Origin of the sequence: Pseudarthrobacter phenanthrenivorans Sphe3 (genome assembly GCF_000189535.1) — a bacterium.
Classification (GTDB): Bacteria; Actinomycetota; Actinomycetes; order Actinomycetales; family Micrococcaceae; genus Arthrobacter; species Arthrobacter phenanthrenivorans.
Window position 1 is genome coordinate 1,669,307 of record NC_015145.1, and the last position, 24,155, is coordinate 1,693,461.

A 24,155-nucleotide genomic window follows, 5' to 3' on the forward strand; every position below is an offset into this window, starting at 1 on the left:
CGGGCGCTGCGGTGTCCGGGCCGGAGCATAGAATAGTCCGGTGACTTCCAGCAACGACTCGTTTGTCCATCTCCACACCCACACCGAGTACTCCATGCTGGACGGTGCGGCACGACTCGGCGAGCTGTTCGACGAAACCGAGCGGCTAGGGATGCCGGCCCTCGCCACCACCGACCACGGCTACCTGTTCGGAGCTTTCGATTTCTGGAAGAAGGCCACCGACAAGGGGATCAAACCCATCATCGGCGTCGAAGCCTACGTGACGCCGGGCACGGCCCGCGGCGACAAGAGCCGGGTGCGCTGGGGCGAGGAACACCAGCGCAAGGACGACATCTCCGGCGGCGGTTCCTACACCCACATGACCCTGCTCAGCTATAACAACGCGGGCATGCGGAACCTCTTCCGGGCTTCCTCGATCGCCTCCCTGGATGCCGTGTTCGGCAAATGGCCCCGCCTGGACCGGGAACTGCTGAACACCTACTCAGAGGGCCTCATTGCCACCACCGGCTGCCCTTCCGGCGAGATCCAGACGCGCCTGCGGCTGGGCCAGTACCGCGAGGCGCTGGAAGCCGCGGCCGAGTTCCGCGACATTTTTGGTGCGGAGAACTACTTCTGCGAACTGATGGACCATGGGCTGGACATCGAACGGCGGGTCACAGGGGACCTGCTGCGGCTCGCCAAGGATCTCAACCTTCCGCTCGTTGCCACCAACGACCTCCACTACACGCACGAGCACGACGCCAAGGCGCACGAAGCCCTGCTGGCCATCCAGTCCGGTTCCACCCTGCTCGAACCCACCTACGACAACGGCGGCTCCCGCTTCGCGTTCTCCGGCAGCGGCTACTACCTGAAGTCCCCCCAGGAGATGCGCGAGCTCTTCCGCGACCACCCCGACGCCTGCGACAACACCCTCCTGATCGCCGAACGCTGCGAAGTCTCCTTCAACACCGGCGCCAACTACATGCCGCGGTTCCCCTGCCCGCCGGGGGAGGACGAAACTTCCTGGCTGGTCAAAGAAGTAGCCAAGGGACTGGAGTACCGCTATCCCGGCGGGGTGCCCGACAACGTCCGGGCCCAGGCCGACTACGAGCTTGGCGTTATCACCTCCATGGGATTCCCCGGCTACTTCCTGGTGGTGGCTGACTTCATCAACTGGGCCAAGAACAACGGCATCCGGGTAGGCCCGGGCCGTGGTTCGGGCGCTGGTTCCATGGTGGCGTACGCCATGCGCATCACGGACCTGGACCCGCTCCGCCACGGCCTGATCTTCGAGCGCTTCCTGAACCCGGACCGCGTGTCCATGCCCGACTTCGACGTCGACTTCGATGACCGCCGCCGCCCTGAAGTGATCGACTACGTGACGCGCAAGTACGGTGACGAGCGCGTGGCCATGATCGTCACCTACGGCACCATCAAGACCAAGCAGGCGTTGAAGGACTCATCCCGAGTCCTGGGGTACCCCTTCAGCATGGGCGAGCAGCTCACCAAGGCGCTGCCCCCCGCCGTGATGGCCAAGGACATCCCGCTGGCCGATATCCAGAATCCCGAAGCCAAGCGGTACGGCGAGGCCGGGGACTTCCGCCAGCTGATCAGCACGGACCCGGAAGCGGCCAAGGTGTTCGAGACCGCACTGGGCATTGAAGGGCTGAAGCGGCAGTGGGGCGTCCACGCGGCAGGCGTGATCATGTCCTCGGACCCGATCATCGATGTGATCCCCATCATGCGGCGCATCCAGGACGGCCAGGTCATCACCCAGTTCGACTACCCCACGTGTGAGGGCCTCGGCCTGATCAAGATGGACTTCCTGGGCCTGCGGAACCTGACGATCATTTCCGACGCCCTGGAAAACATCAAGCTGAACCGCGGCATCGACCTGGACCTCGAAAACCTGGAACTCGACGATGCCCCGTCCTACGAGCTCCTGGCCCGCGGCGACACCCTGGGCGTGTTCCAGCTCGACGGCGGACCCATGCGGTCCCTGCTCAAGCTGATGAAGCCCGACAACTTCGAAGACATTTCGGCCGTGCTCGCCTTGTACCGGCCCGGCCCCATGGGCGCCAACGCGCACACGGACTACGCGCTGCGGAAAAACGGCATCCAGCCCGTCATTCCCATCCACCCCGAGCTTGAGGAACCCCTCTCCGAGATCCTGGGCGGGACCTACGGCCTGATCGTGTACCAGGAGCAGGTGATGGCCGTGGCCCAGAAGCTTGCCGGGTACTCACTGGGCCAGGCAGACATCCTCCGCCGTGCGATGGGCAAGAAGAAAAAATCCGAACTGGACAAGCAGTTCGCCGGCTTTTCCCAGGGCATGCAGGACAACGGTTACTCCATGGAGGCTGTCAAAACCCTCTGGGACATCCTGCTGCCGTTCTCCGACTACGCCTTCAACAAGGCCCACTCCGCCGCCTACGGTGTCATCTCGTACTGGACCGCCTACCTCAAGGCGCACTACGCCCCCGAATACATGGCAGCGCTGCTCACCTCGGTGGGTGACGACAAGGACAAGTCGGCGATTTACCTGAACGAGTGCCGCCGGATGGGCATCACGGTGCTGCCGCCGGACGTCAACGAATCCGCCCTGAACTTCACGCCCGTGGGCAACGACATCCGCTTCGGCATGGGCGCAATCCGCAACGTGGGCGTCAACGTGGTGGAGGCCATGGTGGCCGCCCGCGAAAGCGAAGGGGCGTTCACGTCCTTCAAGGACTACCTGATGAAGGTCCCGGCCGTGGTCTGCAACAAACGGACCATCGAATCGCTGATCAAGTCCGGCGCCTTCGACTCCCTGGGCCACCACCGCCGGGCCCTGGCCATGATCCACGAAGAGGCCATCGATTCCGTGATCACGCTCAAGCGGAACGAAGCGATCGGACAGTTCGACCTCTTCGCCGGTTTCGAGGAAGCCGAATCCGAGTCCTCCCTGAGCATCGAGATCCCTGACCTGCCGGAATGGGAGAAGAAGGACAAGCTGTCCTTCGAACGGGACATGCTGGGCCTTTACGTCTCGGACCATCCGCTGCAGGGCCTGGAAGGGCTGCTGAGCCAGCACGCGGAAATGAGCATCACCTCCGTCCTGGGCGAGGACGGGCCACAGGACGGTGCCATCATCACCATCGCCGGCATGATCACCTCGTTGAGCAGGCGCATCGCCAAAGCCAGCGGCAACGCCTACGCCCGCGCGGAGGTGGAGGACCTGGGCGGTTCCATGGAAGTGATGTTCTTCGGCCAGGTCTACGGCCCGATCGCGTCGGTGCTGGCGGAGGACCTGATTGTGGTGGTCAAGGGCCGGCTGCAGAAGCGCGACGACGGCGCCATCACGCTGAACTGCATGGAACTATCCGTCCCGGACCTCAGCGAGGGACTGAACGGGCCGCTGGTGATCACCATGCCGACGCACAAGGCCACCGAGGCCGTGGTTACCGAGCTTGGCGACGTGCTCCGCACGCACCGCGGAAACTCCGAGGTGCGCCTGCACCTCCAGGGGGACACGCGCACGGAAATCATGGGGCTGCCGGTGCACCTGCGCGTGAACCCAAGCCCGTCCCTGTTTGGTGACCTGAAAGTCCTCCTCGGCCCCGCCTGCCTGGACGCCTGACCGTGGTGGGCGGACGACGGCGGAACCTCCCGCCGTCGTCGGCCGCCATCAGCGCCGGGACCTGTCAGATCTCGTAGTCGAGCGGGACAGGCTGGCTGTAGCCGCCGCGATGGTAGAGCAGCGGGGACCCCTCTCCGCCCACCTGGCCGTCCACCACCTGGACCACCACAACAGCGTTGTTCTCAAACGACAGGCGCATCTGCACCTCGCCGATCAACCAGCCGGCCACGTCCTTGAGTATGGGCACCCCGTGGGGCCCCACTTCCCAGTGGTCACCCTCGAAGCGGTTGCCCGCCCCGGCAAACCGGTCAGCAAGCTGCTGGTTCTCCAGGCCCAGCATGTGCACTCCCAGGTAGGTGGTGTTTGCCACTGCCGGCCACGACCTGGAGCTGCGGGCCATGTTGAACGTGAACCGCGGAGGCTGTGCCGAAAGCGAGGCCACGGACGTTGCCGTGAACCCGTATGGCTGGTCCTGGTAGTTCACCGTGATGATGGCGACGCCGGCAGCATGGCGCCGGAACATCTCCCTGAACGTCCGCTCGAACGGCACGTCATTTGCTGTCACAGGAACTCCCGGGGTGGAACTGGCTGGTGGTGTCTCTCCTTCAAGGGTATTGGTCCCGGGCCCGGCTGGTGAACCGTTGCATACGGGTGCGGCGATCCCGGGGAAGAACGTTTGTTAAGGTTTGTTGCATGACGAAAGCTGCCCTCCGTTCCCGCCCCCGCCTGCCCTGGGTCCTGCTCGCAGTCCCTGCAGCGGCGGGTGTTCCGCTGGGAATCCTCTGGTGGCTGCTTGCGCCCGGAGGTTTGAACCTGGTCACCAGGGACCCTGCCTTCGGCAGCGGCACCAACCCCGAGGTTTGGCTGCCCAGGGACCTGACGCTGGCCGGGCTGCTGGTCTTCGCAGGGTGCCTCCTTGCCGTGTTCCTGGCGGACAGGAGACGTAAGGACCCGCAGGCAGACCTGGTGCTTGGGTTGGCTGGCGCCCTGCTTGGTGCCGTGCTGGCGTGGCAGGCCGGCATCCTCGCCGCGCACCTCTGGGGCCCGGCGGTTGACGCCTCAGCCAACGCCAGCATCGCGTTTTCGCTGCGGGCCTGGCCGGTGCTGCTGCTGTGGCCGGCCGCAACTGCCATATCGGTCTTCGTGCTGGAGCTCCTCCACCTGCTTGGGAAGAAGCCCGACGGCGACGCGCACGGGGCGCCCTACGCGCCTGCCGGGACCGTAAAATAGCCGGGTGACCAATTCTTCGGAGAATACCGCCAGCCCAGCCGCCGCCGTCGTGGACTTCCGCACCGTTGACCTGCGCGGGCGGAGCCTGACGCTCGCGGGCCTGCGCGCGGCCGTGCCCCGCGCCCAGGGCCACACCGTGGCGGACGCCGAGGAGAAGGTGCTGGACATCATTTCCGCCGTCCGGCAACGCGGATTCGAGGCGCTGGGCGAACTGGCCCTCCGCTTCGACGGCGTCCAGCAGGAGCATCCGCTGGTTCCGCAGGACGCCCTCTCCGCCGCGCTGGACGGGCTGGACCCGTCCGTCCGCCGTGCGCTGGAGGAATCGATCAGCCGCGCCCGGCGTTTTGCGGACGGCCAGCGCCCGCGCAATATCGACGTCGAGCTCGGTGACGGTGCCCTGGTGAGCCAGAACTGGGTGCCGGTGGCGCGCGTTGGCCTCTACGTTCCTGGCGGCCTGGCCGTATACCCGTCCTCCGTGATCATGAACGTGGTTCCGGCGCTGGCTGCCGGTGTGCAGTCCATTGCGCTGGCCTCACCGCCGCAGAAGGAGTTCGGCGGGCTGCCCCACCCCACCATCCTTGCTGCCGCAGCCTTGCTGGGCATCACGGAGGTCTATGCCATCGGCGGCGCCCAGGCGATCGCCGCGTTCGCCTACGGCGTGGCTGCATCAGACGCCGGCCCGGCCCTGGAGCCGGTGGATGTGGTGACAGGACCAGGCAACATTTTCGTGGCTACGGCCAAGCGGCTGGTGAAGGGCGTGGTGGGAATCGATTCCGAGGCCGGCACCACGGAGATCGCGATTCTGGCCGACTCCACAGCCCGGCCCCGCCTTGTTGCGGCGGACCTCATCAGCCAGGCCGAGCACGATCCCAAGGCCGCCTCGGTGCTCATTACCGATTCCGAGGAGCTGGCGGCCGCTGTACGGACTGAACTGGAGCAGCAGGCGGCGGCCACGAAACACGGGTCGCGCGTCCGCGAAGCCCTGTCCGGTCCGCAGTCCGGAGTTGTGCTGGTGGACAACCTGGAGCAGGGCATCGCCGCCTGCGACGCCTACGCTGCCGAGCACCTTGAGATCATGACCCGGGACGCTGCCGGTGTTGCAGCCCGGATCCGGAATGCCGGCGCCATCTTCGTGGGGGACTACAGCCCTGTGAGCCTGGGCGATTACTGCGCCGGCTCCAACCACGTGCTGCCCACCAGCGGCACGGCAGCTTTTTCCTCGGGCCTGAATGTGACCACGTTCCTGCGGGCCATCCAGGTAGTTAACTACAGCCGGGAGGCGCTGGCCGAGGTCAGCACGCACATTGTGAGCTTGTCCGGCGCGGAGGACCTTCCGGCGCACGGTGATGCCGTGACTGCCCGGTTCTCCTGAGAGCCGGCTGTCCTGGGGCTGTGACGGCTGAAAAAGCCAGCATCTAGTAGTAGGCACCACAACATGTGGTAGTTACAAGCTTGTTATTAGCCCGGGCCGGGACGTAAACTGGAAAGGCCAGCCTGTGCTGGCTGCCATCAAGCTTGCACGTGTTCCGCCTGCACAGCTTCGAACAGGATCACGGGAAGAGGGAGACAGGATGTATTGTCCGTTCTGCCGCAATCCCGATTCCCGTGTGGTGGACAGCCGGATGGCCGATGACGGTTCCGCCATCCGCCGCCGCCGCCAGTGCCCCGAATGCGGACGCCGGTTCACCACGGTGGAAACCACCAGCCTCTCCGTGATCAAGCGGTCCGGCGTGGGGGAGCCCTTCAGCCGCAGCAAGGTGATCAACGGTGTGCGCAAGGCCTGCCAGGGCCGCCCCGTCAGCGAGGACGACCTCGCTTTGCTGGCCCAGGAAGTGGAAGAACAGATCCGCTCCTCCGGGGCCGCCGAGATCGATGCCCACGAGGTGGGCCTGGTCATCCTCGGTCCGCTGCAGAAGCTGGACAAGGTCGCCTACCTCCGGTTCGCCAGCGTCTACCAGGCCTTTGAATCGCTTGAAGACTTCGAAGCGGCAATTGCCCTGCTCCGCCAGGAAGAGGATGACGCGCGTCACCTGCCCGCCAAGAGCTCCGAGAAGAGCCCACTCTAGGCTCCGGTGGCGGCAGCGGAGGGGAAGCCGCAGCCGCCACCGGCATCATCACCTTGCCGTTGGACGGCAACAGGATAACCGCCAGGATGCCCCGCCAAGGGGCGTCCTGGCGGTTACTGCTACTTGGCGAGCTTGTGCTTCAGCGCGATTTCGATGGCTGCGCCCACGATGCCGGCCTCGTTGCGGAGGACGGCGGGCACGATGGGGGTCCGGAGCTTAAGGTTCGGCAGGTACTCGTCCGCCCGCTTGGAGATTCCCCCGCCCACAATGAACAGTTCGGGCGAGAACAGGAATTCCACGTGGGAGAAGTACCGCTGCAGGAGGACACTGTATTCGTCCCAGGAGAGCCCGTCGCGTTCGCGGGCCACGGCTGATGCCTTGCTCTCGGCATCGTGGCCGTCGATTTCCAGGTGACCCAGTTCGGCGTTGGGAACGAGCTTGCCGTCAAAGATGAAGGCCGAGCCGATGCCCGTGCCCAGGGTGATCACCAGGACGGTGCCTTTGACGCCGGCGCCCGCACCGTAGCGGGCTTCGGCAAGTCCTGCCGCATCGGCGTCATTGATGACCTCCACAGGCCGGCCCAGGCGGGCGGTCAGGAGTGCATCGATGTCCGTGTTGAGCCAGCTCTTGTCCACATTGGCTGCCGAGTGGACCACGCCGTGCTGGATGATGCCGGGGAAGGTTACCCCGACAGGCGAGCCGGCGGCGGGGGCTTCCGGGCGGGCCGACAGTTCGGAAACCACCAGTGCCACTGCCTCGGCGACCGCTTCCGGCGTGGCCGGCTGCGGCGTGGGAACGCGGAACCGTTCGCCCAGCAGTTTGCCTTTTTGCAGGTCGACAATGCCGCCCTTGATTCCCGTGCCTCCGATATCGATGCCGATCAGCGGGGCGTTCTTGTGCGGTTTCTCGTCCTTCTTGGCCAATGGGTTTCCGTTCGTGGCAGTGGCGGGCAGGGTTGCAGCGGCCGGTGGCCGGCCTGGTGTTAGGTCCGGTGGGAACCGGAAGGAGGTAAAGCGGGGTCAGTACGTCAGGCTAGGGCAGGGTTAGTATTTCCGCGCCGGAGTCCGTGACCAGCAGCGTGTGCTCAAACTGGGCGGTGCGCTTCCGGTCCTTCGTGACCACGGTCCAGTCATCGGCCCACATGTCCCACTCCACGGTTCCGAGGGTGAGCATCGGTTCGATGGTGAAGACCATGCCGGCCTCAATCACCGTGTTGTAGGCCGGCGCGGCGTCGTAGTGCGGGATGATCAGCCCCGTGTGGAACGCTTCGCCAACCCCGTGCCCGGTGAAGTCACGCACCACACCATAGCCGAAGCGCTTGGCGTAGGACTGGATGGCGCGGCCAATGACGTTGATTTCCCGTCCTGGAGCTACCGCTTTGATGGCCCGGTTCAGCGACTCCTGCGTGCGTTCCACCAGCAGCCGGGATTCCTCGTCCACGTCGCCCACCAGGAAGGTGTAGTTGGTGTCGCCGTGGACGCCGTTGATGTACGCGGTGATGTCGATGTTCAGGATATCGCCGTCCTGGACAACGGTGCTGTCCGGGATGCCGTGGCAAATGACCTCGTTCAGGGAGGAGCACAACGACTTGGGGAAGCCCCGGTAACCCAGGGTGGACGGGTAGGCGTGGTGGTCGAGGAGGAACTCGTGGCCCACCTTGTCCAGTTCGTCCGTGGTGACGCCGGGCCGGATATGCCGCCCGACTTCGACGATGGCCTGGGCGGCGATCTTTCCGGCGATCCGGATCTTCTCGATCGTCTCGGCAGACTTCACCTCGGAACCGGTAAATTTCGCCGGCGCGGGCTTGCCAACGTACTCCGGCCGCGGGATGGACGCCGGAACGGGGCGCTGCGGACCTATGGTTCCCGGGGTGAGGGTGCCGATGGGTGCAGTCGAGGCAAGGGAAGGCATAGATTGATCATATAAGGCACCACAGAACGCCTAACAACCGGAGGCCGCACGCGACCCGCGTATGCATTTAAGTTACGCGGATCACGCTGCTGTTTCCCCGCCCGCCGGAGGAGCAACGATGACTGAGTACTGGTACAACGTCAGGACACATGAGATCGAAGAGGACCGGCTGTCCGACTGGAGTCAGCTGATCGGCCCCTACAAAACCAGGGAAGAGGCTGAGCACGCCCTCGAGAAGGTCCGCGTGCGCAACGAGGCCTGGGAAAAGGACGACGACGACTGACGGCACGGGAGTGGCAGTCCGCTTGGGGCTGGAGTGCTGTGCCGCCGCCCCTTCGTCGGGTGACTGCCGGCGTGACTGCCGGCTGGTATTGCTGGCAGGTATGGCCGGCCGGCGCTGGCGCTAAAAGGAGTGTTCAGGCCCGGGGAACTGACCGGACCTGACGTCGTCGGCGTAGGCGGTGGCAGCATCCAAAAGGGTGCTGCGCAGGTCCGCGTACTGCTTGACGAACTTGGCCATCCGCCCGCCGCGCAGTCCGGCCATGTCCTGCCAGACGAGGACCTGGCCCGTGGTTTCCTTGCCGGCGCCGATGCCGACGGTGGGGACCGTGACCGCGGCGTCCACCGCGGCCGCAGTTTCCGCCGGGACCATTTCCATCAGCACGCTGAAGGCTCCCGCTTCAGCCAGCGCGACGGCGTCGTCAATCAACCGCTGTGCGTCGTCGCCGCGGCCCTGGACGCGGTACCCGCCCAGCGCGTGCTCGCTCTGCGGGGTGAAACCGATGTGCGCCATCACCGGAATCCCGGCCTGCACCATAGCCTTTACGGTCGGTGCGTAATACTTGCCGCCCTCGATCTTGACGGCGTGGGCCAGGCCTTCCTTGAGGAAGCGAACGCCCGCGGCAACGGCCTGCTCGGGGGAAACCTCATAACTGCCAAACGGCAGGTCGGCTACCACCAGCGCGCGCTTGGCGGACCGCGCCACGGCCCTGCACAGCGGGAGCAGCTCGTCCACGGTCACCGGCAGGCTGGTTTCATTGCCGAACACGTTGTTCGACGCCGAATCGCCCACCAGGAGCACCTCGATCCCCGCGGCGTCGAAGATCTCCGCCGTGTACTGCTCATAGGCAGTCAGCATCGCGAACTTGGTCCCGTCCCTCTTTGCCTGCTGAAGGTGGTGGATGCGGACCTTCGCAGGCTTCCGTTCGGCAGCAGACGCAGCAGCCTGCCCGGGCCCGCTGCCGTAGGGAGCGGGGACATCGGCGGACATGCTGGAGTCGGGGCTGTTGCTTGAGGCCATGGCATGAGCGTAGTGCGGTACCGGCCGTCCTAGCTACCGGCGGCGATCACCGCCAGTGGTGATACGTGTCATAGGACGGCTCCGGAGCGCGTCCCCGGGAGCGGCGGAGGCGCGCTCCGGAGCCGAAACCCGGCAGGAAGGTGTTAACGCTGTGTTACGCGCGGCGCAGGCTCCAGCATCGGCGCCGAATGCTTAGTACAGTGTTGGTGAACTGCTGCCGGCTTTCCCCCTCTGCGGACCCCGGAGCATGGACGTTGACCGGAGAAGAGGCCATCATGGACCGCCAGCAAGAGTTTGTCCTGCGCACAATCGAAGAGCGCGACGTACGTTTCGTGCGCCTGTGGTTCACCGACGTCGTGGGTTCGCTCAAGTCCGTAGCCCTCGCCCCCGCCGAAGTCGAGGGTGCCTTCGATGAGGGCCTGGGCTTCGACGGTTCCGCTATCGAAGGCCTTGCCCGCGTCTTCGAATCCGACATGCTGGCCCAGCCGGATCCCTCCACCTTCCAGATCCTGCCGTGGCGCGGTGAAACCGAACAGACGTCCCGCATGTTCTGCGACATTCTTACGCCCGACGGCGAACCGTCTGCCGCCGACCCCCGCAACGTCCTGAAGCGGACGCTCGCCAAGGCAGCGGACATGGGATTCACCTGCTACACGCATCCCGAAATCGAGTTCTATCTCCTCAAGTCGCAGGAACCGGGGCCGGACGGCGCACCGGTACCCGTGGACGAGGGCGGCTACTTCGACCACGTTCCCGGCGGCGTAGCCCAGGACTTCCGCCGGACCGCCGTAACCATGCTCGAATCTGTGGGCATATCGGTTGAATTCAGCCATCACGAGGCGGGGCCTGGCCAGAACGAGATCGACCTGCGCTACGCCGATGCCCTGCAGACGGCTGACAACATCATGACGTTCCGCACCGTCATCAAGGAAGTCGCCCTGCAGCAGGGTACTTACGCCACGTTCATGCCCAAGCCCTTCACCGCCCACCCCGGCTCCGGCATGCACACCCACTTCTCGCTGTTCGAAGGCGACACCAACGCGTTCTATGAAGCGGGCGCGGAATTCCAGCTGTCCAAGACCGCCCGCCAGTTCATCGCAGGCATCCTGAAGCACGCGCCCGAGTTCACGGCGGTGACCAACCAGTTCGTGAATTCCTACAAGCGGCTGTGGGGCGGCGGCGAGGCTCCGAGCTACCTGAGCTGGGGCCACAACAACCGTTCGGCCCTGGTCCGGGTTCCGCTGTACAAGCCGGGCAAGGGCCAGTCCGCCCGGATCGAATACCGCGGCATCGATTCCGCCGCGAACCCGTACCTGGCCTACGCCGTCCTGCTGGGGGCAGGTTTGAAGGGCATTGAGGAAGGCTACGACCTGCCCGCAGCGGCCGAGGACGATGTGTGGTCGCTGAGCTCGGCAGAACGCCGCGCCATGGGCCATGATCCGCTGCCGGCCAGCCTTCATGACGCCATCCGGACCATGGAGGACTCGGAACTGATGCCCCAGATCCTGGGCGAGCAGGTCTTCGAGCACTTCCTGCGCAACAAGCGTGCGGAGTGGCAGGACTACCGCCTGCAGGTGACGCCCTACGAGCTGCAGCGCAACCTCGGCATCCTCTAGGGAACGGGCGTGAGCCTGGCGCGCCGCCTGATTGCGGCCGGTTTCAGCGACCTTGATAAGGGCGAGCGGTTCCTTGCTGCCCCGGAGCTTGAGGGGCTGGACCGGGACCGGCTGTTCGCGGGCCTGCAGATGGCGGCAAGCCCGGACACCGCCCTCCAGTCCCTGGTGCGCCTGATTGAAAAGCATCCGGACCTCCGGGAGCTGGCCGCAGCCGATCCTGACATCAGCGAGCCGATGTTCCGCGTCCTCGGAGCCTCCGAGGCGTTGGGCGAGTTCCTGATCCGGCACCCCGAGCACCTGGAAGCGTTCCGCGTCCACGCCAGCCCGGAGCCGCTGCAGTCCGATCCTGCCGACCTGCGCGACGCGCTGTTGCGGTCGGTGGGCGCCGACCCCCGGGCAGCACGTCCGGTGGCAGCGTTGACAGGCGCAGAGGCCTACGCCGCCCTCCGCACGGCCTACCGCCGGGGAGTGGTGGACCTGGCCGTCAAGGATCTCTGTGCCGCCGATCCGCTGGATTTCCTGCCGTCAGTAGGCGGCGAACTCGCCGACCTTGCCGGCGCAGCGATCGAGGCGGCACTCGCAGTCTCACGCGCAGAAGCAGGGGAGCAGTACGGCGCTGACGACGTGGCCGGTGTAGGCCTGGCCGTCATCGGGATGGGCAAATGCGGCGCCCGCGAGCTGAACTACATCTCCGACGTCGACGTCATCTATGTGGTGGACCCCGGCAGCTTGGACGATGCGCGCGCCAACACGGTGGGCACCGCCCTGGCCAGCGGAATCTCCCGCGCCATTTCTTCGGTGGCCCGGGAACCGGGACTCTGGGAAGTGGACGCGAACCTTCGGCCTGAAGGAAAGTCGGGCCCGCTGGTACGCACCCTCGCGTCCCATGAGACCTACTATGCGCGCTGGGCGGAAAGCTGGGAGTTCCAGGCACTGCTGAAGGCACGCACCATCGCCGGGGACGCCGACCTGGGACGCCGCTACGAGGAGGCAGTCGCTCCGCTGATCTGGAGTTCGGCGAGCCGGGACGGTTTTGTGGAATCAGTGCAGGCGATGCGCCGGCGCGTCACCGAACATATCCCGCCCGCCGAGGAACAGCGGCAAATCAAGCTGGGCCGCGGCGGGCTGCGGGACGTCGAGTTCACGGTCCAGCTGCTTCAGCTGGTCCACGGCAAAGCGGACGAAACACTCCGACGGCGTGACACCACGTCCGCGATCGCTGCCCTGTCCGCCGGCGGGTATATCGGCCGCTCGGATGCTGCCGCCTTCGACAACGCCTACCGGTACCTGCGCCTGCTGGAACACCGGATCCAGCTGTTCCAGCTGCGCAGGACGCACCTGATGCCGGTGGCGGAGCCTGCCCTCCGGTCGCTTGCCAAAGCAGTGCTCGGCCCGTTCTCCACCGAGCGGCCGCATCCGGACGCGCTGCTGGCGACGTGGCAGAAGACCAAGCGGTCCGTCCGCGAACTGCACGAGCGGATTTTCTACCGTCCCCTGCTCAACAGCGCCGCCAAGCTCAGCAGTGAGGACGCCAGGCTGTCACCGGAGGCGGCCCAGGGCCGGCTCGCAGCGCTGGGATACCGGGATCCGCAGGGTGCCATGCGCCACATCGAGGCCCTGACCGCCGGGGTGAGCCGCCGCGCGGCACTCCAGCGGCAGTTGCTGCCGGTCCTGCTGGACTGGCTGGCCGAGGGCGTAGATCCCGACGCCGGCCTGCTCGCCTTCCGCCGGGTCAGCGAGGCGCTGGGCACCACGCACTGGTACCTGGGGCTGCTGCGGGATTCCAACGCCGCCGCAGAGCGGCTGTGCCACATGCTCTCCAACTCCAGGCTGATTGCGGACCTGCTTGAGGTATCGCCCGAGTCGGTGGCCTGGCTGGGCCAGGACAAGGACCTGGCGCCGGTGGGTTTCGAGGCGCAGTGGCAGGAGATCACTTCCAAGATGTCCCGGCATGAGGACCCGGAAAGCGCCATGCGCCTGATCCGCCTGATCCGGCGCCGGGAGATCCTCCGGATCGCCATCGCGGACTCGGCGGGCCTGCTGGACCAGGACCAGGTGGGGCTGGCACTGGCGGACAACGACCGGGCTGCGGTCCTTGGTGCCCTGCGGGTGGCCGAAGGCATTGTCTCCGCCAACGGTCCCCTCAAGACAGCGGTGCTGGTGGTAGCCATGGGAAGGCAGGGCGGCCGCGAGATCGGCTACGGTTCGGACGCGGATGTGATGTACGTGCACAGGGCGCTGCCCGGCTTCAGCCAGGAAGAGGCCCAGGACCAGGCAGCCCGGATCGTGGCGAAGGTTTCCACGCTGCTGACCCAGCCCCTGAAGCCGGCCATCATGGCTGAGCGGGTCCTGCAGATGGACGCGGACCTGCGGCCGGAGGGCAAGAACGGCGCCATGGTCCGTTCCCTTGACTCCTTCGCGGAGTACTACCGGCGCTGGTCCCTCATCTGGGAGGCGCAGGCACTCTTGCGGGCACGCCCCATGGCCGGTAACGACGAGCTGGCCAAGGACTTTCTGGAACTCATTGATCCCATCAGATATCCCCAGTCGGTATCCGAAACGGACGTGCGCGAAATCAGGCGGATCAAGGCACGCGTGGAGTCTGAACGCCTGCCCCGGGGAGCCGACCCCGCGCGTCATCTGAAGCTGGGCCGCGGCGGGCTGAGCGACGTGGAATGGCTGGTCCAGCTCCTGCAGCTTCAGCACGCCGGAAAGAACCCGGAACTGCGGACAACCTCCACGCTGCCCGCACTGGAAGCCGCTGCCGGGCTTGGCCTGCTGGCCCGGGCCGATGCCGACCTGCTGGCCCGCGCATGGCGGCTCGCCAGCCGCATCCGGTCCGCCAACGTGATCTGGAGCGGCAAGGCCTCCGACCTGCTCCCGTCCTCACGGCGTGACCTCGAAGCCGTGGCACGCTGGTGCGGGTACGAGCCCGGCCAGGCAGCGGTGCTGGAGGAGGACTACCTGCGCGTCAGCAGGCGGGCCAGGGCAGTCTTCGAGCGGGTTTTTTACGGGCAGTAGCAGCGACCGGCGGACAGGACGCCTCCCTCACGATGGCGGGGAACGGCTGACACCAGGCAAAGGCCGGTGCTACTTTGAGCCCATGGCTACCCAAATCTATTTCAACCTGCCCGTCAAAGACCTGAAACGCTCCGTGGACTTCTTTACGGCCCTTGGCTTTTCCTTCAACCCGGACTACACCGACGAGAATGCCACCTGCATGATCATCAACGAGAACGCCTACGTCATGCTCCTCGTGGAATCCTTCTTCAAGACCTTCACCTCCAAGGACGTCGCGGACAGCAAGGGCTCCGCCGAGACGATCATCGCCTATTCCGTGGACAGCCGGGAGGCAGTGGATGAGGCCGTCCGGACCGCGCTGGCCTCCGGCGGGTCCCCGTCCGAGAAACCCCAGGACTACGGATTCATGTACAACCACAGCTTCCAGGACCCGGACGGCCACCTCTGGGAAGTGATGTGGATGGATCCGGCCGGTCCGCCTGCTGAATCAGCGGCCGGCGGAAATTCTGCCGGCCCCCAATCCTGAGAAGCATGGACCGGAGCGTTTGGCTGATCCCGCTCAGGGACGTGGACGACGATGCCCGGGCCATCCAGCTCGGAGCCGTGGCGTCCCTGGAACTTGCCCCCGGACAGGAACGGTTCGTCGGCGATCCCCTTCGGATGGCACTCGCCGGACTGGCCGAGGACTCGCGGCGGCCCTACGTCATTGAAGCGGCCGGCCGGGCGGTTGGTGTCCTGACCCTCCAAACCGGGGCAGCGCGCCTGGCGGGCTGGCCTGATGACCATTCCGCCTGGCTCCTCCGGGGCTTCCTGATCGATCGGCGGGAACAGGGCGCCGGACTGGGGTCACGCGCCGCTGCAGCGGCTGCGGCAACCGCCGAAAGACTTTCGCGGCGGCACAGCACGGGGGAGGCCGGCGTCGTTCTTTCCGTCAACGAGGCGAACCCGGCGGGCCTCGCTGCCTACCGCCGGGCAGGGTTCGTGGACCGGGGCCGGTACACCGGAGGTTCGGCAGGGCCGCAGCGGATCATGTTTTGCCGGTTTACAGCACCGGAATGAGGCTAACGGCGCCGCGCCGCCGTTTGCACTGAGAAAGCGATTGCCCGATCATGTGGATTGGCGGTGTTTCTCAACCTTGTTGGGGGGAAGGCTGAATCAGCCTTCAACCCGGGGGGCATTCGTCAGGGGGTCCGGCTCCCGGTCTCAGCACGTCTGGAGCCGGGCCTCCACCTGCAACGTCTTTCCAGACATGCAGAAGGCGGCCACCGGGTAACCGGTGGCCGCCTTTTGCAGTCTCAGTTCTTCCTGCGGGCAGGCAGCAGACTAGACGCCGTAGTAGAGCTCGAACTCGTAGGGGTTCGGGCGCAGGGACAGCGGGCGGATCTCGTTCTCGTACTTGTACTCGATCCAGGTGTCGATCAGGTCCTGGGTGAACACGCCGCCGGCCTGGAGGAACTCGTTGTCCTCGCGCAGGGCCTCAAGGGCTTCCTCGAGGGTGCCCGGAGCCTTGGGGATGTCCTTGGCTTCCTCGGCGGGGAGCTCGTAGAGGTCCTTGTCGATCGGTGCCGGTGGCTCGATGCGGTTGCGGATGCCGTCGATGCCGGCCATCAGCTGGGCGGCGAAGGCCAGGTAGGGGTTGGAGGAGGGGTCCGGTGCGCGGAACTCGATGCGCTTGGCCTTGGGGTTGGAGCCCGTGATGGGGATACGGATACCGGCGGAGCGGTTGCCCTGCGAGTAGACCATGTTGACCGGAGCTTCGAAGCCTTTGACCAGGCGGCGGTAGGAGTTCACCGTCGGGTTGGTGAACGCCAGGACGGCGGAGGCGTGCTTGAGCAGGCCGCCGATGTACCAGCGGGCGGTGTCGGACAGGCCGGCGTAACCCTTCTCGTCGTAGAACAGCGGCTCGCCGCCGTTCCACAGCGACTGGTGGCAGTGCATGCCGGAGCCGTTGTCACCGAAGACGGGCTTCGGCATGAAGGTCACGGACTTGCCCCAGGCATCTGCGGTGTTCTTGATGACGTACTTGAACTTCTGCAGGTCATCGGCAGCGTGGGTCAGCGTGGTGAACTTGTAGTTGATCTCAGCCTGGCCGGCGGATCCAACTTCGTGGTGGCTGCGCTCGACCTCAAGGCCGGCCTCGTCCAGTGCAACACACATGGCGTCGCGCAGGTCGGCCTGCTTGTCGGTGGGGGAGACCGGGAAGTAACCGCCCTTGACGGGGGTCTTGTAGCCGAGGTTTCCGCCCTCTTCCTCGCGGCCGGTGTTCCAGTGGGCTTCTTCGGAGTCGATCTTGTAGAAGCTGCCCTGCGGGGAGGACTGGTACTGGACGTTGTCGAACACGAAGAACTCAGCTTCGGGAGCGAAGAACGCGGTGTCGGCGATGCCGGTGGACGCCAGGTACGCTTCAGCCTTTTCGGCTACGCCGCGGGGGTCGCGGTGGTACGGGTCGCCGGTGCGCGGGTTGACGATCGAGAAGTTCAGCGCGAGGGTCTTCTCCATGCGGAAGGTGTCCAGGAAGGCCGTGGTGACGTCCGGGATGAGCTGCATGTCGGATTCTGCGATGCCCTGGAAACCGCGGATGGAGGATCCGTCGAAGAGCTGGCCGTTGATGAAGAAGTCAGCGTCAACGCTCTTGGCGGGGACGTTGAAGTGCTGCTGGACGCCCGGAAGATCGGTGAAACGGATGTCGACGAACTTAATATCTTCGTCTTTGATGAACTTGAGGACTTCGTCCGCAGTCTTGAACATCTATGCTCCTAACGCATATGTAAATAGCTGGCGTGCAAGCCATCTGGTCCAGCGCAATCCGAAGGCAGGGAAACATCCTGTGTTTCCCTGCTGTGAGTACCCTGCTCTTAATAGCTGCTGTACTGCTTGCTGCTCGGTTGCTTGAAACTGGTAACAGCCTATGGACACGGCATTTCCCGTCCGTGTCCGCATTGTTTCGGGCAGGTTACAGAATGCCCTGATATGGCAACGGTATCTTCTGTCCACACTGTGGTCTAACCCCATCCACAGTGTGGGCTGCGGGAAGTCGCTAAGCTTGGACGGTGGTAGATCGCAAAGACATCGGCTCCTGGCTCTCCGGCCCCGACACCTCAGGCATATCCAAGTATCCGGGGGAGCGGCTGGGCTTGCCGGAGTCAGGGCCGGGCTCCATCGCCCGGGCTGGCCGCAGAATAGCGGCAATCATGATCGACTGGGCCATCGCACTGCTGATCAGCAATTTCGCTTTCGGCGGCAATTCGTGGGCAACCCTGGCTGTCTTCGCCATCGAACAGATCCTCCTGATCGGAACCCTTGGCTACAGCATCGGCCACCGGGCAATGGGAATCCACGTGGTCCGGGCCGGCGGCGGGGCCCCCGGCCCCCTGGCTGCCTTGGTGAGGTCAGTGCTGCTCTGCCTGGTGGTTCCCGCCGTCATTTTCGATCCTGACCAGCGCGGACTCCATGACAAGGCAATGAACACGCTGCTGCTGCGGCGCTAGGCCGGCAGCCGGCGCACGTGCGCGCGAGCTAAACCGAGCTTGATTCCGGGACAGCTGCGGCGCCGGTTGCTGCCCCTGCGGCGGTAAGGTGCCCGCGCTTATCTGCCCACCGCTCAAACAGGATGGTGGCGAACGGGAAGACGGCCGAGAGGCCCGCGAACAGGGCCACCACGAACGGCCAGCGCTGCAGCCGCCAGAGCGCCAGGGCCGCGAGGCCGTAACCTACGAACAACGCGCCATGGATTGGTCCGGCGATCTGTACGCCGAGCTCCGTGGTGCCGGCGATCCATTTGAAGTACATGCCGATCAGGAGCGCCGCCCAGCTGAAGGCTTCCGCGACGGCAAGGATCCTGAAGGCGCGGAGCACTGCGTTCTTAAAGGTCACAAAAATATCCTGTCCTGCCCCTGTGGGCTGCAAAGAAAACGCCCCGGCCGCCGGCAGTAGCCGGAACCGGGGCGGGGTCCAAAACTAGCGTCCGCGGTTGGGACGCGCCTTGTACGGGTCAATGCCCTTGGGAATGGGGAGCCGGTTACCCAGCGAAGCGATCCGCTTGGACACGGCGTTCACCTCCAGCTTGGTGAGTTCCTTCTTGAGCTTGCCCATCTTCTTGGCCACCTCGCTGAGGGGCACCTGGCCTTCGCCGCGGCCGCTTTCAATCACGTGCACGGTGACGTTGGGCAGGATGCGGGCAAGCCGCTTGCGCTCGGCTTCCAGCAGCGGCTTCACGCGGTGGCTGGGGCCTTCACTGACAAGGACGACGCCGGGACGGCCGATGGCGCGGAACACGGCGTCCTGCGTACGGGGGTTGACTGCAACAGGCTGTTCCTCGGTGATCCAGCCGCGGCGGAGGGTACCCAGGGCTGCACCGGAGGCGCCGGGCTGGTTCTCGATCTGCGCGAATGCCGCCCGCTCTGCCCGGCGGGACAGGATGAATGTGGCGCCCAGCAGGCCCAGCGGAATGCCGATGATCAGGCCCGTGATCCAGTTGTCCAGCCAGAAGCCCACCAGGAAGCTGACAGCCACAACGCCAAGGAAGACCAGAAGCATCAGCCACGGGACCATGGGGTCGTGGCGGCGGGTCATGGTGAAGACTTCGCCGATCTGCTTGAGCCGGCTCGGCTTCTTGACCTTTGCCTCTTTGGGCTTGCGGGAGAACAGGCCACGCTTCGGGGTGCCGGAGGCAGCCGGAGTGGAGTTGCTGGAATCAGGGGATTTCGCCATAGTGCCTCAATTCTACGTGACCAAAGCGGAAGGGCAGGCACCGGAGTCTTCCGGTGCCGGCCCTTCCAGGACGATGCGTTGGCGGTCAGGAGTGGGCGGCGAGCAGGGTGCTGGCTTCCTGGCGGGTGGTGCCGGAGTCCTGGATACCGTCGGCGATGTGGGCGAGTTCGGCAGGGATGTCCCGGCCCTTCTTGCGCATGGCGGTGGCCCAGAGCCGGCCGGCCCGGTAGGAGGAACGGACCAGGGGCCCGGACATGACGCCGAGGAAGCCGATCTCCTCGGCCTCGTGCTGCAGGTCCACGAATTCCTGGGGCTTGACCCACCGGTCCACCGGCAGGTGCCGCTCGGACGGGCGGAGGTACTGGGTGATGGTGATCAGGTCACACCCGGCCTCATGCAGGTCCTTCAGGGCCTCGCTGATTTCTTCCCGGGTTTCGCCCATGCCCAGGATCAGGTTGGACTTGGTCACCATGCCCAGGTCCCGGCCCTGCGTGATCACATCCAGGGACCGCTCGTAGCGGAACGCGGGCCGGATCCGCTTGAAGATCCGTGGCACGGTCTCGACGTTGTGCGCGAACACCTCCGGCCTGGAATCGCAGATCGCCTTGATGTGTTCGGGTTTGCCGGAGAAGTCCGGGATCAGCAGCTCCACCCCGGTGCCGGGGTTCAGCTCGTGGATCTTCCGGACCGTCTCGGCGTACAGCCACACGCCCTCATCGGCGAGGTCGTCGCGGGCCACGCCGGTGACGGTGGCGTAGCGCAGCTGCATGGACTGCACGGAGCGGGCCACCTTGGTCGGTTCGAACATGTCCACCGGGGAGGGCTTGCCGGTATCGATCTGGCAGAAATCACACCGCCGCGTGCACTCGGACCCGCCGATCAGGAACGTGGCTTCCTTGTCCTCCCAGCACTCGAAAATGTTGGGGCAACCGGCCTCCTCACACACCGTGTGCAGGCCCTCTTTCTTGACCAGGTTCTTCAAGCCCACGAACTCCGGGCCCATCTGGACCTTGGCCTTGATCCACTCCGGCTTCCGCTCCACCGGAACAGCAGCATTACGCTGCTCAACGCGCAACAGCTTCCGGCCTTCAGGTGCCAATGTCACAGTAATGCTCCTTCGGGGGTAGCGACCAGGGCGTCTTCATTCTTGCGCAGTTCTTCAGTGATCCGGGAAACGAGGTGGGCCGGGGCAATATCACGGCCGGTTTCCTGGGCGATCGTTGTCACGCCGGCATCGGTGATCCCGCAGGCAATGATTTGCGCGTAAGGGGAAAGATCGTTGTTGCAGTTGATGGCGAAGCCGTGCATGGTGACGCCTTCGTGCACGCGGATCCCGATGGCAGCGATCTTCCGGTCCGGGCCCTTGCTGTCTGAGGTGATCCAGACGCCGGCCCGTCCCTTGATGCGGACGGCGTTGATGCCGTAGTCGGCGAGGACGGCGATGATCACGGACTCCAGGCGTTCCACGTAGTCACGGATGCCTGCCCGGTTCTTCAGCTTGATGATGGGGTATCCCACCAGCTGGCCGGGACCATGCCAGGTCAGTTTGCCGCCCCGGTCCACCGGGACCACCGGTGTGCCGTCGAATGGCCGCTCATGATCCTCGGTCCTTTTCCCGGCCGTATATACCGGGGAGTGTTCCAGGAGGAGGACGGTGCTTGGGGCCAGCCCGGCGACTACCTTGTCGTGGAGTTCACTCTGGATTTCCCAACCACGGGTGTAGTCGACGAAATCAGGAGCAAGACCCAGCTGTGAAAACTCAAGAGTCATGGCATCCAGCTTAGACCTCCTGGCCTCCCGTACCCGGTTTAGTGCTTAAGCTCACCCGGTCACAACCGACAGGTGACGGCAGGCCTCGAGGTGGTTTGGAGCGTCACCGCCACCCTGTGGATAACTTCTGCAGGCGAAGCCGGATTCGGCTAAACATGACCTATGGAAGATGTGAAGGCGCCCGAGGTGCCCGGCTTCACCGTTGGCCGGCAGTTGGGCCGCGGCGGGAGCGCTACCGTTTGGCTCGGCACGGACCAGGAAACCGGCCGGCAAGTCGCCCTGAAGTGCTTTCCGCCCGCCGCCGGCAGGGCCAGGTGTACCCAGCGGCTGTCCCCGGATGCTGTGCGCCGTGAGATCCGGATCCTGTCCGTCCTGGACCATCCGCACCTGGTCAGAGCACATGACGTGGTCGGCCTGTCAGGGTCCCTCGAAGGAGGCGCGGCGCTGGTGATGGAGTACGCCTCCGGTGGCTCCCTCGCGGGCCTGCTGTCCAGCCGGGGCAGGTTGAGCGTGGGCGAAACAGTAACTGTGCTGACTCCCATCGCCCAGGTGCTGGCATACCTGCATGGCAACGGCTTCACCCACTCCGACATTTCGCCCGGAAACGTCCTGTTCACCGGCCAGGGCAAACCGATGCTGTCCGACCTCGGCATCGCCCGGATGCTGGGTGAGCCTGCCGGAGGCGACGCTTCAGGAACGCCGGGCTTCGTCGATCCCGCCCCGCTTGATGCGGTGCGCGGGCTCCAGCCGGAGAGGGATGTCTACTCGACGGCGGCGCTCGGCTGGTTCTGCCTCACCGGCAGAGTGCCGGGCCGGACAGCAGACCGGCCGCCCCTGTCCCTCCTGGTTCCGGAGGTCCCGCGGGAGCTGGCCGCTGCCCTCGAAGCGGGCCTCAGTGAGGAACGGCGGGGGCGGCCTGCTGCCGCGGCGCTGGCAACGGCGGTGTACCGCAGCGCCGCACCGGAACCGCTGGACCTGGCGGCGTCGGTGCATCCCACAGTGATTCCTGAGCTGTTAACCCGACGGCAGGTCCCGGCGCCGTCCCGGCGCAGGGCAGCGGCCGAAAAACTGCGGGTTGCAGGCAGGAGGATCGCCACCTTGCCCTGGTCCCGTATCCCCTGGGTTCCTGCCCTCTTCGTCAAGGCGTCCGTGCCGGCGGCGGGGATCCCCTTCCCGCGTTCCGGCAACGGTCGTCCGGCTGCCCATGGAAAGCACGCAGGCAAGAGGACGCCCACGCTGCCTCGGAAATTTTGGTCCGGACGTCCAGTGGCGGTACGTTACGTTATCCCTCCCGCCGTGGCCGCGGCGGCCGCCTGCGTCTGGTGGTTCTCCGGAGTCGGAGGTTTCCCGCCCGAACCTGCCGGCGCTGAACCGCGCCCAGCGGCAGCCGCGGTGGAAGGAACGGGTTACGTCCATGGTGACGCCGCGGTGCCGGCGCCGGCGCACACAGCCGATGCCGAGGGGGATGCAGGCCTTGCCGGTCTGAGGCAGCAGGCGCAGGCGCGCGATCCCGTTGCTGCTGTCCGTGGCCTCGCTGCCCTGCGGGACCGGGCCTTCAGCAGCGGAGACCTGGAACTGCTCAAGGAAGTGAACGCGGAAGGGTCAGGCGCCGCGAACGCCGACGGGCAAACAGCCGATCAGCTGCTCGCGTCCGGCCGTGTCCTCGCCGGATTCTCAAGCACGCTCACGGATGTCGAGGCAGAGGAAGGCGCAACGCACACGCACGCCGTGGTGCGCGTTGTCTCCGCCTCCTCCACCTATAAGGAAATGGACAGCCAGGGTGCCGTCGTCGGTGTTGGCCCGGCCAGCGAACCGCGGCGGCTCAAGCTGGTGCTCACGGCCGTTGACGGCACGTGGCGGATCAGCGACATCCTTGCCGGGGGCTGATCCCGCTGCAGCCCCGCGTAGGTACGCGCTGGGCCTGGCGCCTGCAACGCAAGGTGCTATCCCAGGCCCGCGTTTTCCTTGCCTGCGGTCCCTTCTGCGCCGGCAACCCATTCAGCCGCCTGCGCCAGCGTGGGATGCTGCCACGTGAAGCCGGCGTCCCTGAGCACCGCCGGTTCCATGCGCTGGCTGGAGAGAAGGAGCTCCTCCGCCAGTTCCCGCATCACCAGGCGCAAGACCGGCGCAGGGACGCGAAGGACGGCAGGCCGGTGCAGGGCGCGGGCCAGTGCAGCCACCAGTGCGTTGACGTCGGAGTCTTCCGGAGCGCACAGGTTGACGGGACCACTGGAACCTGACTCCAGCAGGAAGAGGAACGCGGCGGAAACGTCCGGCAGCGTGACCCAGGGCCAGTACTGGCGGCCGTTCCCCAGGGGCCCGCCCACGCCCAGGCGCATGAGTGGCAGCAGCCTGCCCATGGCTCCGCCTTTACGGCTGAGGACCACGCCCGTCCGCGGAATCACCACGCGCACGCTGTCCGGGGCAGTACGTGCAGCCTCCTCCCACTCCACGCAGATCCGTGACAAGACACCCGACCCCGGCGGCGCATCCTCCCGAAGCACGGTGTTGCCGGCGTCGCCGTAGTATCCGGAGGCGGACTGGCTGATGAAGGTGCGCGGCGGCGAATCCAGCCGGCGCATCGCTGAGGTGAGGGTGCGCGTGGAGCCCACCCGGGAGCGGAAAAGCTCCTCCACGCGCTTGCGGGTCCAGGGCCTGTCGCCGATGCCGGCGCCGGCGAGGTTCACCACCGCGTCCGCCCCTTCCAGCGCACCGGGGTCCAACTCACCGGCCGCAGGGTCCCAGCGGATTTCCAATGCGGAAGCAGGTTTTCGCCTGACCAGGGACACGACGTCGTGCCCGGCGTTCCGGAAGGTTGCTGCCACGGAGGTGCCGATCAGCCCGGAGGCCCCGGCGATGATGATGCGCATGCTCCATCTCACCACGCCACGTCCCCCCGAGGCGCCTCCCTGCGGCCGCTGAAGGGTTGACTA

General features: G+C 65.9%; 21 protein-coding genes. 11 read left to right on the plus strand and 10 right to left on the minus strand.

Translation table 11 applies throughout. From position 1 onward, the window contains the following. Positions 1 to 40: 40 nt before the first annotated feature. Positions 41 to 3,598, plus strand: a complete 3,558-nt coding sequence (gene dnaE / locus ASPHE3_RS07715) for a DNA polymerase III subunit alpha (protein WP_013600665.1) — start codon at positions 41 to 43, stop codon at positions 3,596 to 3,598. A 64-nt stretch (positions 3,599 to 3,662) separates the two neighbouring features. Here the strand turns inward: dnaE and ASPHE3_RS07720 are convergent, their stop codons facing one another. After that, entirely contained in the window at positions 3,663 to 4,163 is a 501-nt protein-coding gene (locus ASPHE3_RS07720; protein ID WP_041652026.1) for a flavin reductase family protein, read from the minus strand. Between the two features lie 128 nt (positions 4,164 to 4,291). On the opposite strand from ASPHE3_RS07720, the gene ASPHE3_RS07725 reads away from it, so the two are divergent. The 3 genes from ASPHE3_RS07725 (at position 4,292) to nrdR (ending at position 6,894) form a co-directional block, all read left to right on the plus strand. After that, entirely contained in the window at positions 4,292 to 4,828 is a 537-nt protein-coding gene (locus ASPHE3_RS07725) for a hypothetical protein (RefSeq protein ID WP_013600667.1), read from the plus strand. Positions 4,829 to 4,832: 4 nt separating this feature from the next. Beyond that, the gene (hisD, locus tag ASPHE3_RS07730; RefSeq protein ID WP_013600668.1) at positions 4,833 to 6,200 is read left to right on the plus strand and encodes a histidinol dehydrogenase; all 1,368 of its coding nucleotides are present in this window, start codon (positions 4,833 to 4,835) and stop codon (positions 6,198 to 6,200) included. A gap of 199 nt (positions 6,201 to 6,399) precedes the next feature. Beyond that, positions 6,400 to 6,894, plus strand: a complete 495-nt coding sequence (nrdR, locus tag ASPHE3_RS07735; protein WP_013600669.1) for a transcriptional regulator NrdR — start codon at positions 6,400 to 6,402, stop codon at positions 6,892 to 6,894. 119 nt (positions 6,895 to 7,013) lie between these two features. On the opposite strand, the gene ppgK is transcribed toward nrdR, so the two are convergent. Both ppgK and map read right to left on the minus strand, forming a co-directional pair. Continuing rightward, positions 7,014 to 7,817 carry a polyphosphate--glucose phosphotransferase gene (gene ppgK / locus ASPHE3_RS07740; RefSeq protein WP_013600670.1) on the minus strand — a complete coding sequence of 268 codons (804 nt, stop codon included), beginning with the start codon at positions 7,815 to 7,817 and terminating at the stop codon, positions 7,014 to 7,016. A gap of 109 nt (positions 7,818 to 7,926) precedes the next feature. Then, positions 7,927 to 8,805 (minus strand): type I methionyl aminopeptidase, encoded by an 879-nt coding sequence (gene map, locus ASPHE3_RS07745; protein ID WP_013600671.1) that lies wholly within the window; start codon positions 8,803 to 8,805, stop codon positions 7,927 to 7,929. Between the two features lie 118 nt (positions 8,806 to 8,923). Between map and ASPHE3_RS22010 the strand changes: the two genes are divergently transcribed. Beyond that, positions 8,924 to 9,088 carry a hypothetical protein gene (locus tag ASPHE3_RS22010; RefSeq protein ID WP_013600672.1) on the plus strand — a complete coding sequence of 55 codons (165 nt, stop codon included), beginning with the start codon at positions 8,924 to 8,926 and terminating at the stop codon, positions 9,086 to 9,088. Between the two features lie 120 nt (positions 9,089 to 9,208). Here the strand turns inward: ASPHE3_RS22010 and panB are convergent, their stop codons facing one another. Further along, positions 9,209 to 10,105 (minus strand): 3-methyl-2-oxobutanoate hydroxymethyltransferase, encoded by an 897-nt coding sequence (panB, locus tag ASPHE3_RS07750; RefSeq protein ID WP_041652027.1) that lies wholly within the window; start codon positions 10,103 to 10,105, stop codon positions 9,209 to 9,211. Positions 10,106 to 10,380: 275 nt separating this feature from the next. Between panB and glnA (ASPHE3_RS07755) the strand changes: the two genes are divergently transcribed. The 4 genes from glnA (ASPHE3_RS07755) (at position 10,381) to ASPHE3_RS07770 (ending at position 15,801) form a co-directional block, all read left to right on the plus strand. Beyond that, positions 10,381 to 11,721: a type I glutamate--ammonia ligase gene (gene glnA / locus ASPHE3_RS07755; protein ID WP_013600674.1), complete on the plus strand. Its 1,341-nt coding sequence runs from the start codon at positions 10,381 to 10,383 to the stop codon at positions 11,719 to 11,721. Between the two features lie 9 nt (positions 11,722 to 11,730). Beyond that, positions 11,731 to 14,742 (plus strand): bifunctional [glutamine synthetase] adenylyltransferase/[glutamine synthetase]-adenylyl-L-tyrosine phosphorylase, encoded by a 3,012-nt coding sequence (locus ASPHE3_RS07760; protein WP_013600675.1) that lies wholly within the window; start codon positions 11,731 to 11,733, stop codon positions 14,740 to 14,742. Positions 14,743 to 14,824: 82 nt separating this feature from the next. Further along, positions 14,825 to 15,268: a VOC family protein gene (locus tag ASPHE3_RS07765; protein WP_013600676.1), complete on the plus strand. Its 444-nt coding sequence runs from the start codon at positions 14,825 to 14,827 to the stop codon at positions 15,266 to 15,268. 5 nt (positions 15,269 to 15,273) lie between these two features. Continuing rightward, positions 15,274 to 15,801, plus strand: a complete 528-nt coding sequence (locus ASPHE3_RS07770; RefSeq protein WP_013600677.1) for a GNAT family N-acetyltransferase — start codon at positions 15,274 to 15,276, stop codon at positions 15,799 to 15,801. A gap of 264 nt (positions 15,802 to 16,065) precedes the next feature. On the opposite strand, the gene glnA (ASPHE3_RS07775) is transcribed toward ASPHE3_RS07770, so the two are convergent. Beyond that, positions 16,066 to 17,490 carry a type I glutamate--ammonia ligase gene (glnA, locus tag ASPHE3_RS07775; protein WP_013600678.1) on the minus strand — a complete coding sequence of 475 codons (1,425 nt, stop codon included), beginning with the start codon at positions 17,488 to 17,490 and terminating at the stop codon, positions 16,066 to 16,068. A 302-nt stretch (positions 17,491 to 17,792) separates the two neighbouring features. Here glnA (ASPHE3_RS07775) and ASPHE3_RS07780 point away from each other — a divergent pair, with 302 nt between their 5' ends. After that, positions 17,793 to 18,230: an RDD family protein gene (locus ASPHE3_RS07780; RefSeq protein ID WP_013600679.1), complete on the plus strand. Its 438-nt coding sequence runs from the start codon at positions 17,793 to 17,795 to the stop codon at positions 18,228 to 18,230. A gap of 28 nt (positions 18,231 to 18,258) precedes the next feature. Here the strand turns inward: ASPHE3_RS07780 and ASPHE3_RS07785 are convergent, their stop codons facing one another. From ASPHE3_RS07785 to lipB, 4 genes are all read right to left on the minus strand, one after another. Further along, positions 18,259 to 18,615, minus strand: coding sequence for a DUF3817 domain-containing protein (locus ASPHE3_RS07785; RefSeq protein WP_013600680.1), 357 nt, complete (start codon positions 18,613 to 18,615; stop codon positions 18,259 to 18,261). Between the two features lie 84 nt (positions 18,616 to 18,699). Then, positions 18,700 to 19,452 (minus strand): DUF4191 domain-containing protein, encoded by a 753-nt coding sequence (locus ASPHE3_RS07790; protein WP_013600681.1) that lies wholly within the window; start codon positions 19,450 to 19,452, stop codon positions 18,700 to 18,702. An 85-nt stretch (positions 19,453 to 19,537) separates the two neighbouring features. Then, entirely contained in the window at positions 19,538 to 20,557 is a 1,020-nt protein-coding gene (gene lipA / locus ASPHE3_RS07795; RefSeq protein WP_013600682.1) for a lipoyl synthase, read from the minus strand. Continuing rightward, entirely contained in the window at positions 20,554 to 21,231 is a 678-nt protein-coding gene (gene lipB, locus ASPHE3_RS07800; RefSeq protein ID WP_081459829.1) for a lipoyl(octanoyl) transferase LipB, read from the minus strand. Before lipB ends, lipA begins: the two co-directional genes overlap by 4 nt. 153 nt (positions 21,232 to 21,384) lie before the next feature. On the opposite strand from lipB, the gene ASPHE3_RS07805 reads away from it, so the two are divergent. Beyond that, positions 21,385 to 23,109 carry a serine/threonine-protein kinase gene (locus ASPHE3_RS07805; RefSeq protein ID WP_013600684.1) on the plus strand — a complete coding sequence of 575 codons (1,725 nt, stop codon included), beginning with the start codon at positions 21,385 to 21,387 and terminating at the stop codon, positions 23,107 to 23,109. 56 nt (positions 23,110 to 23,165) lie between these two features. Here ASPHE3_RS07805 and ASPHE3_RS07810 read toward each other — a convergent pair whose 3' ends face one another. Then, a complete protein-coding gene (locus ASPHE3_RS07810; RefSeq protein ID WP_013600685.1) occupies positions 23,166 to 24,092 on the minus strand; it encodes a TIGR01777 family oxidoreductase in 927 nt (308 codons plus the stop codon). Between the last annotated feature and the right edge of the window lie 63 nt (positions 24,093 to 24,155).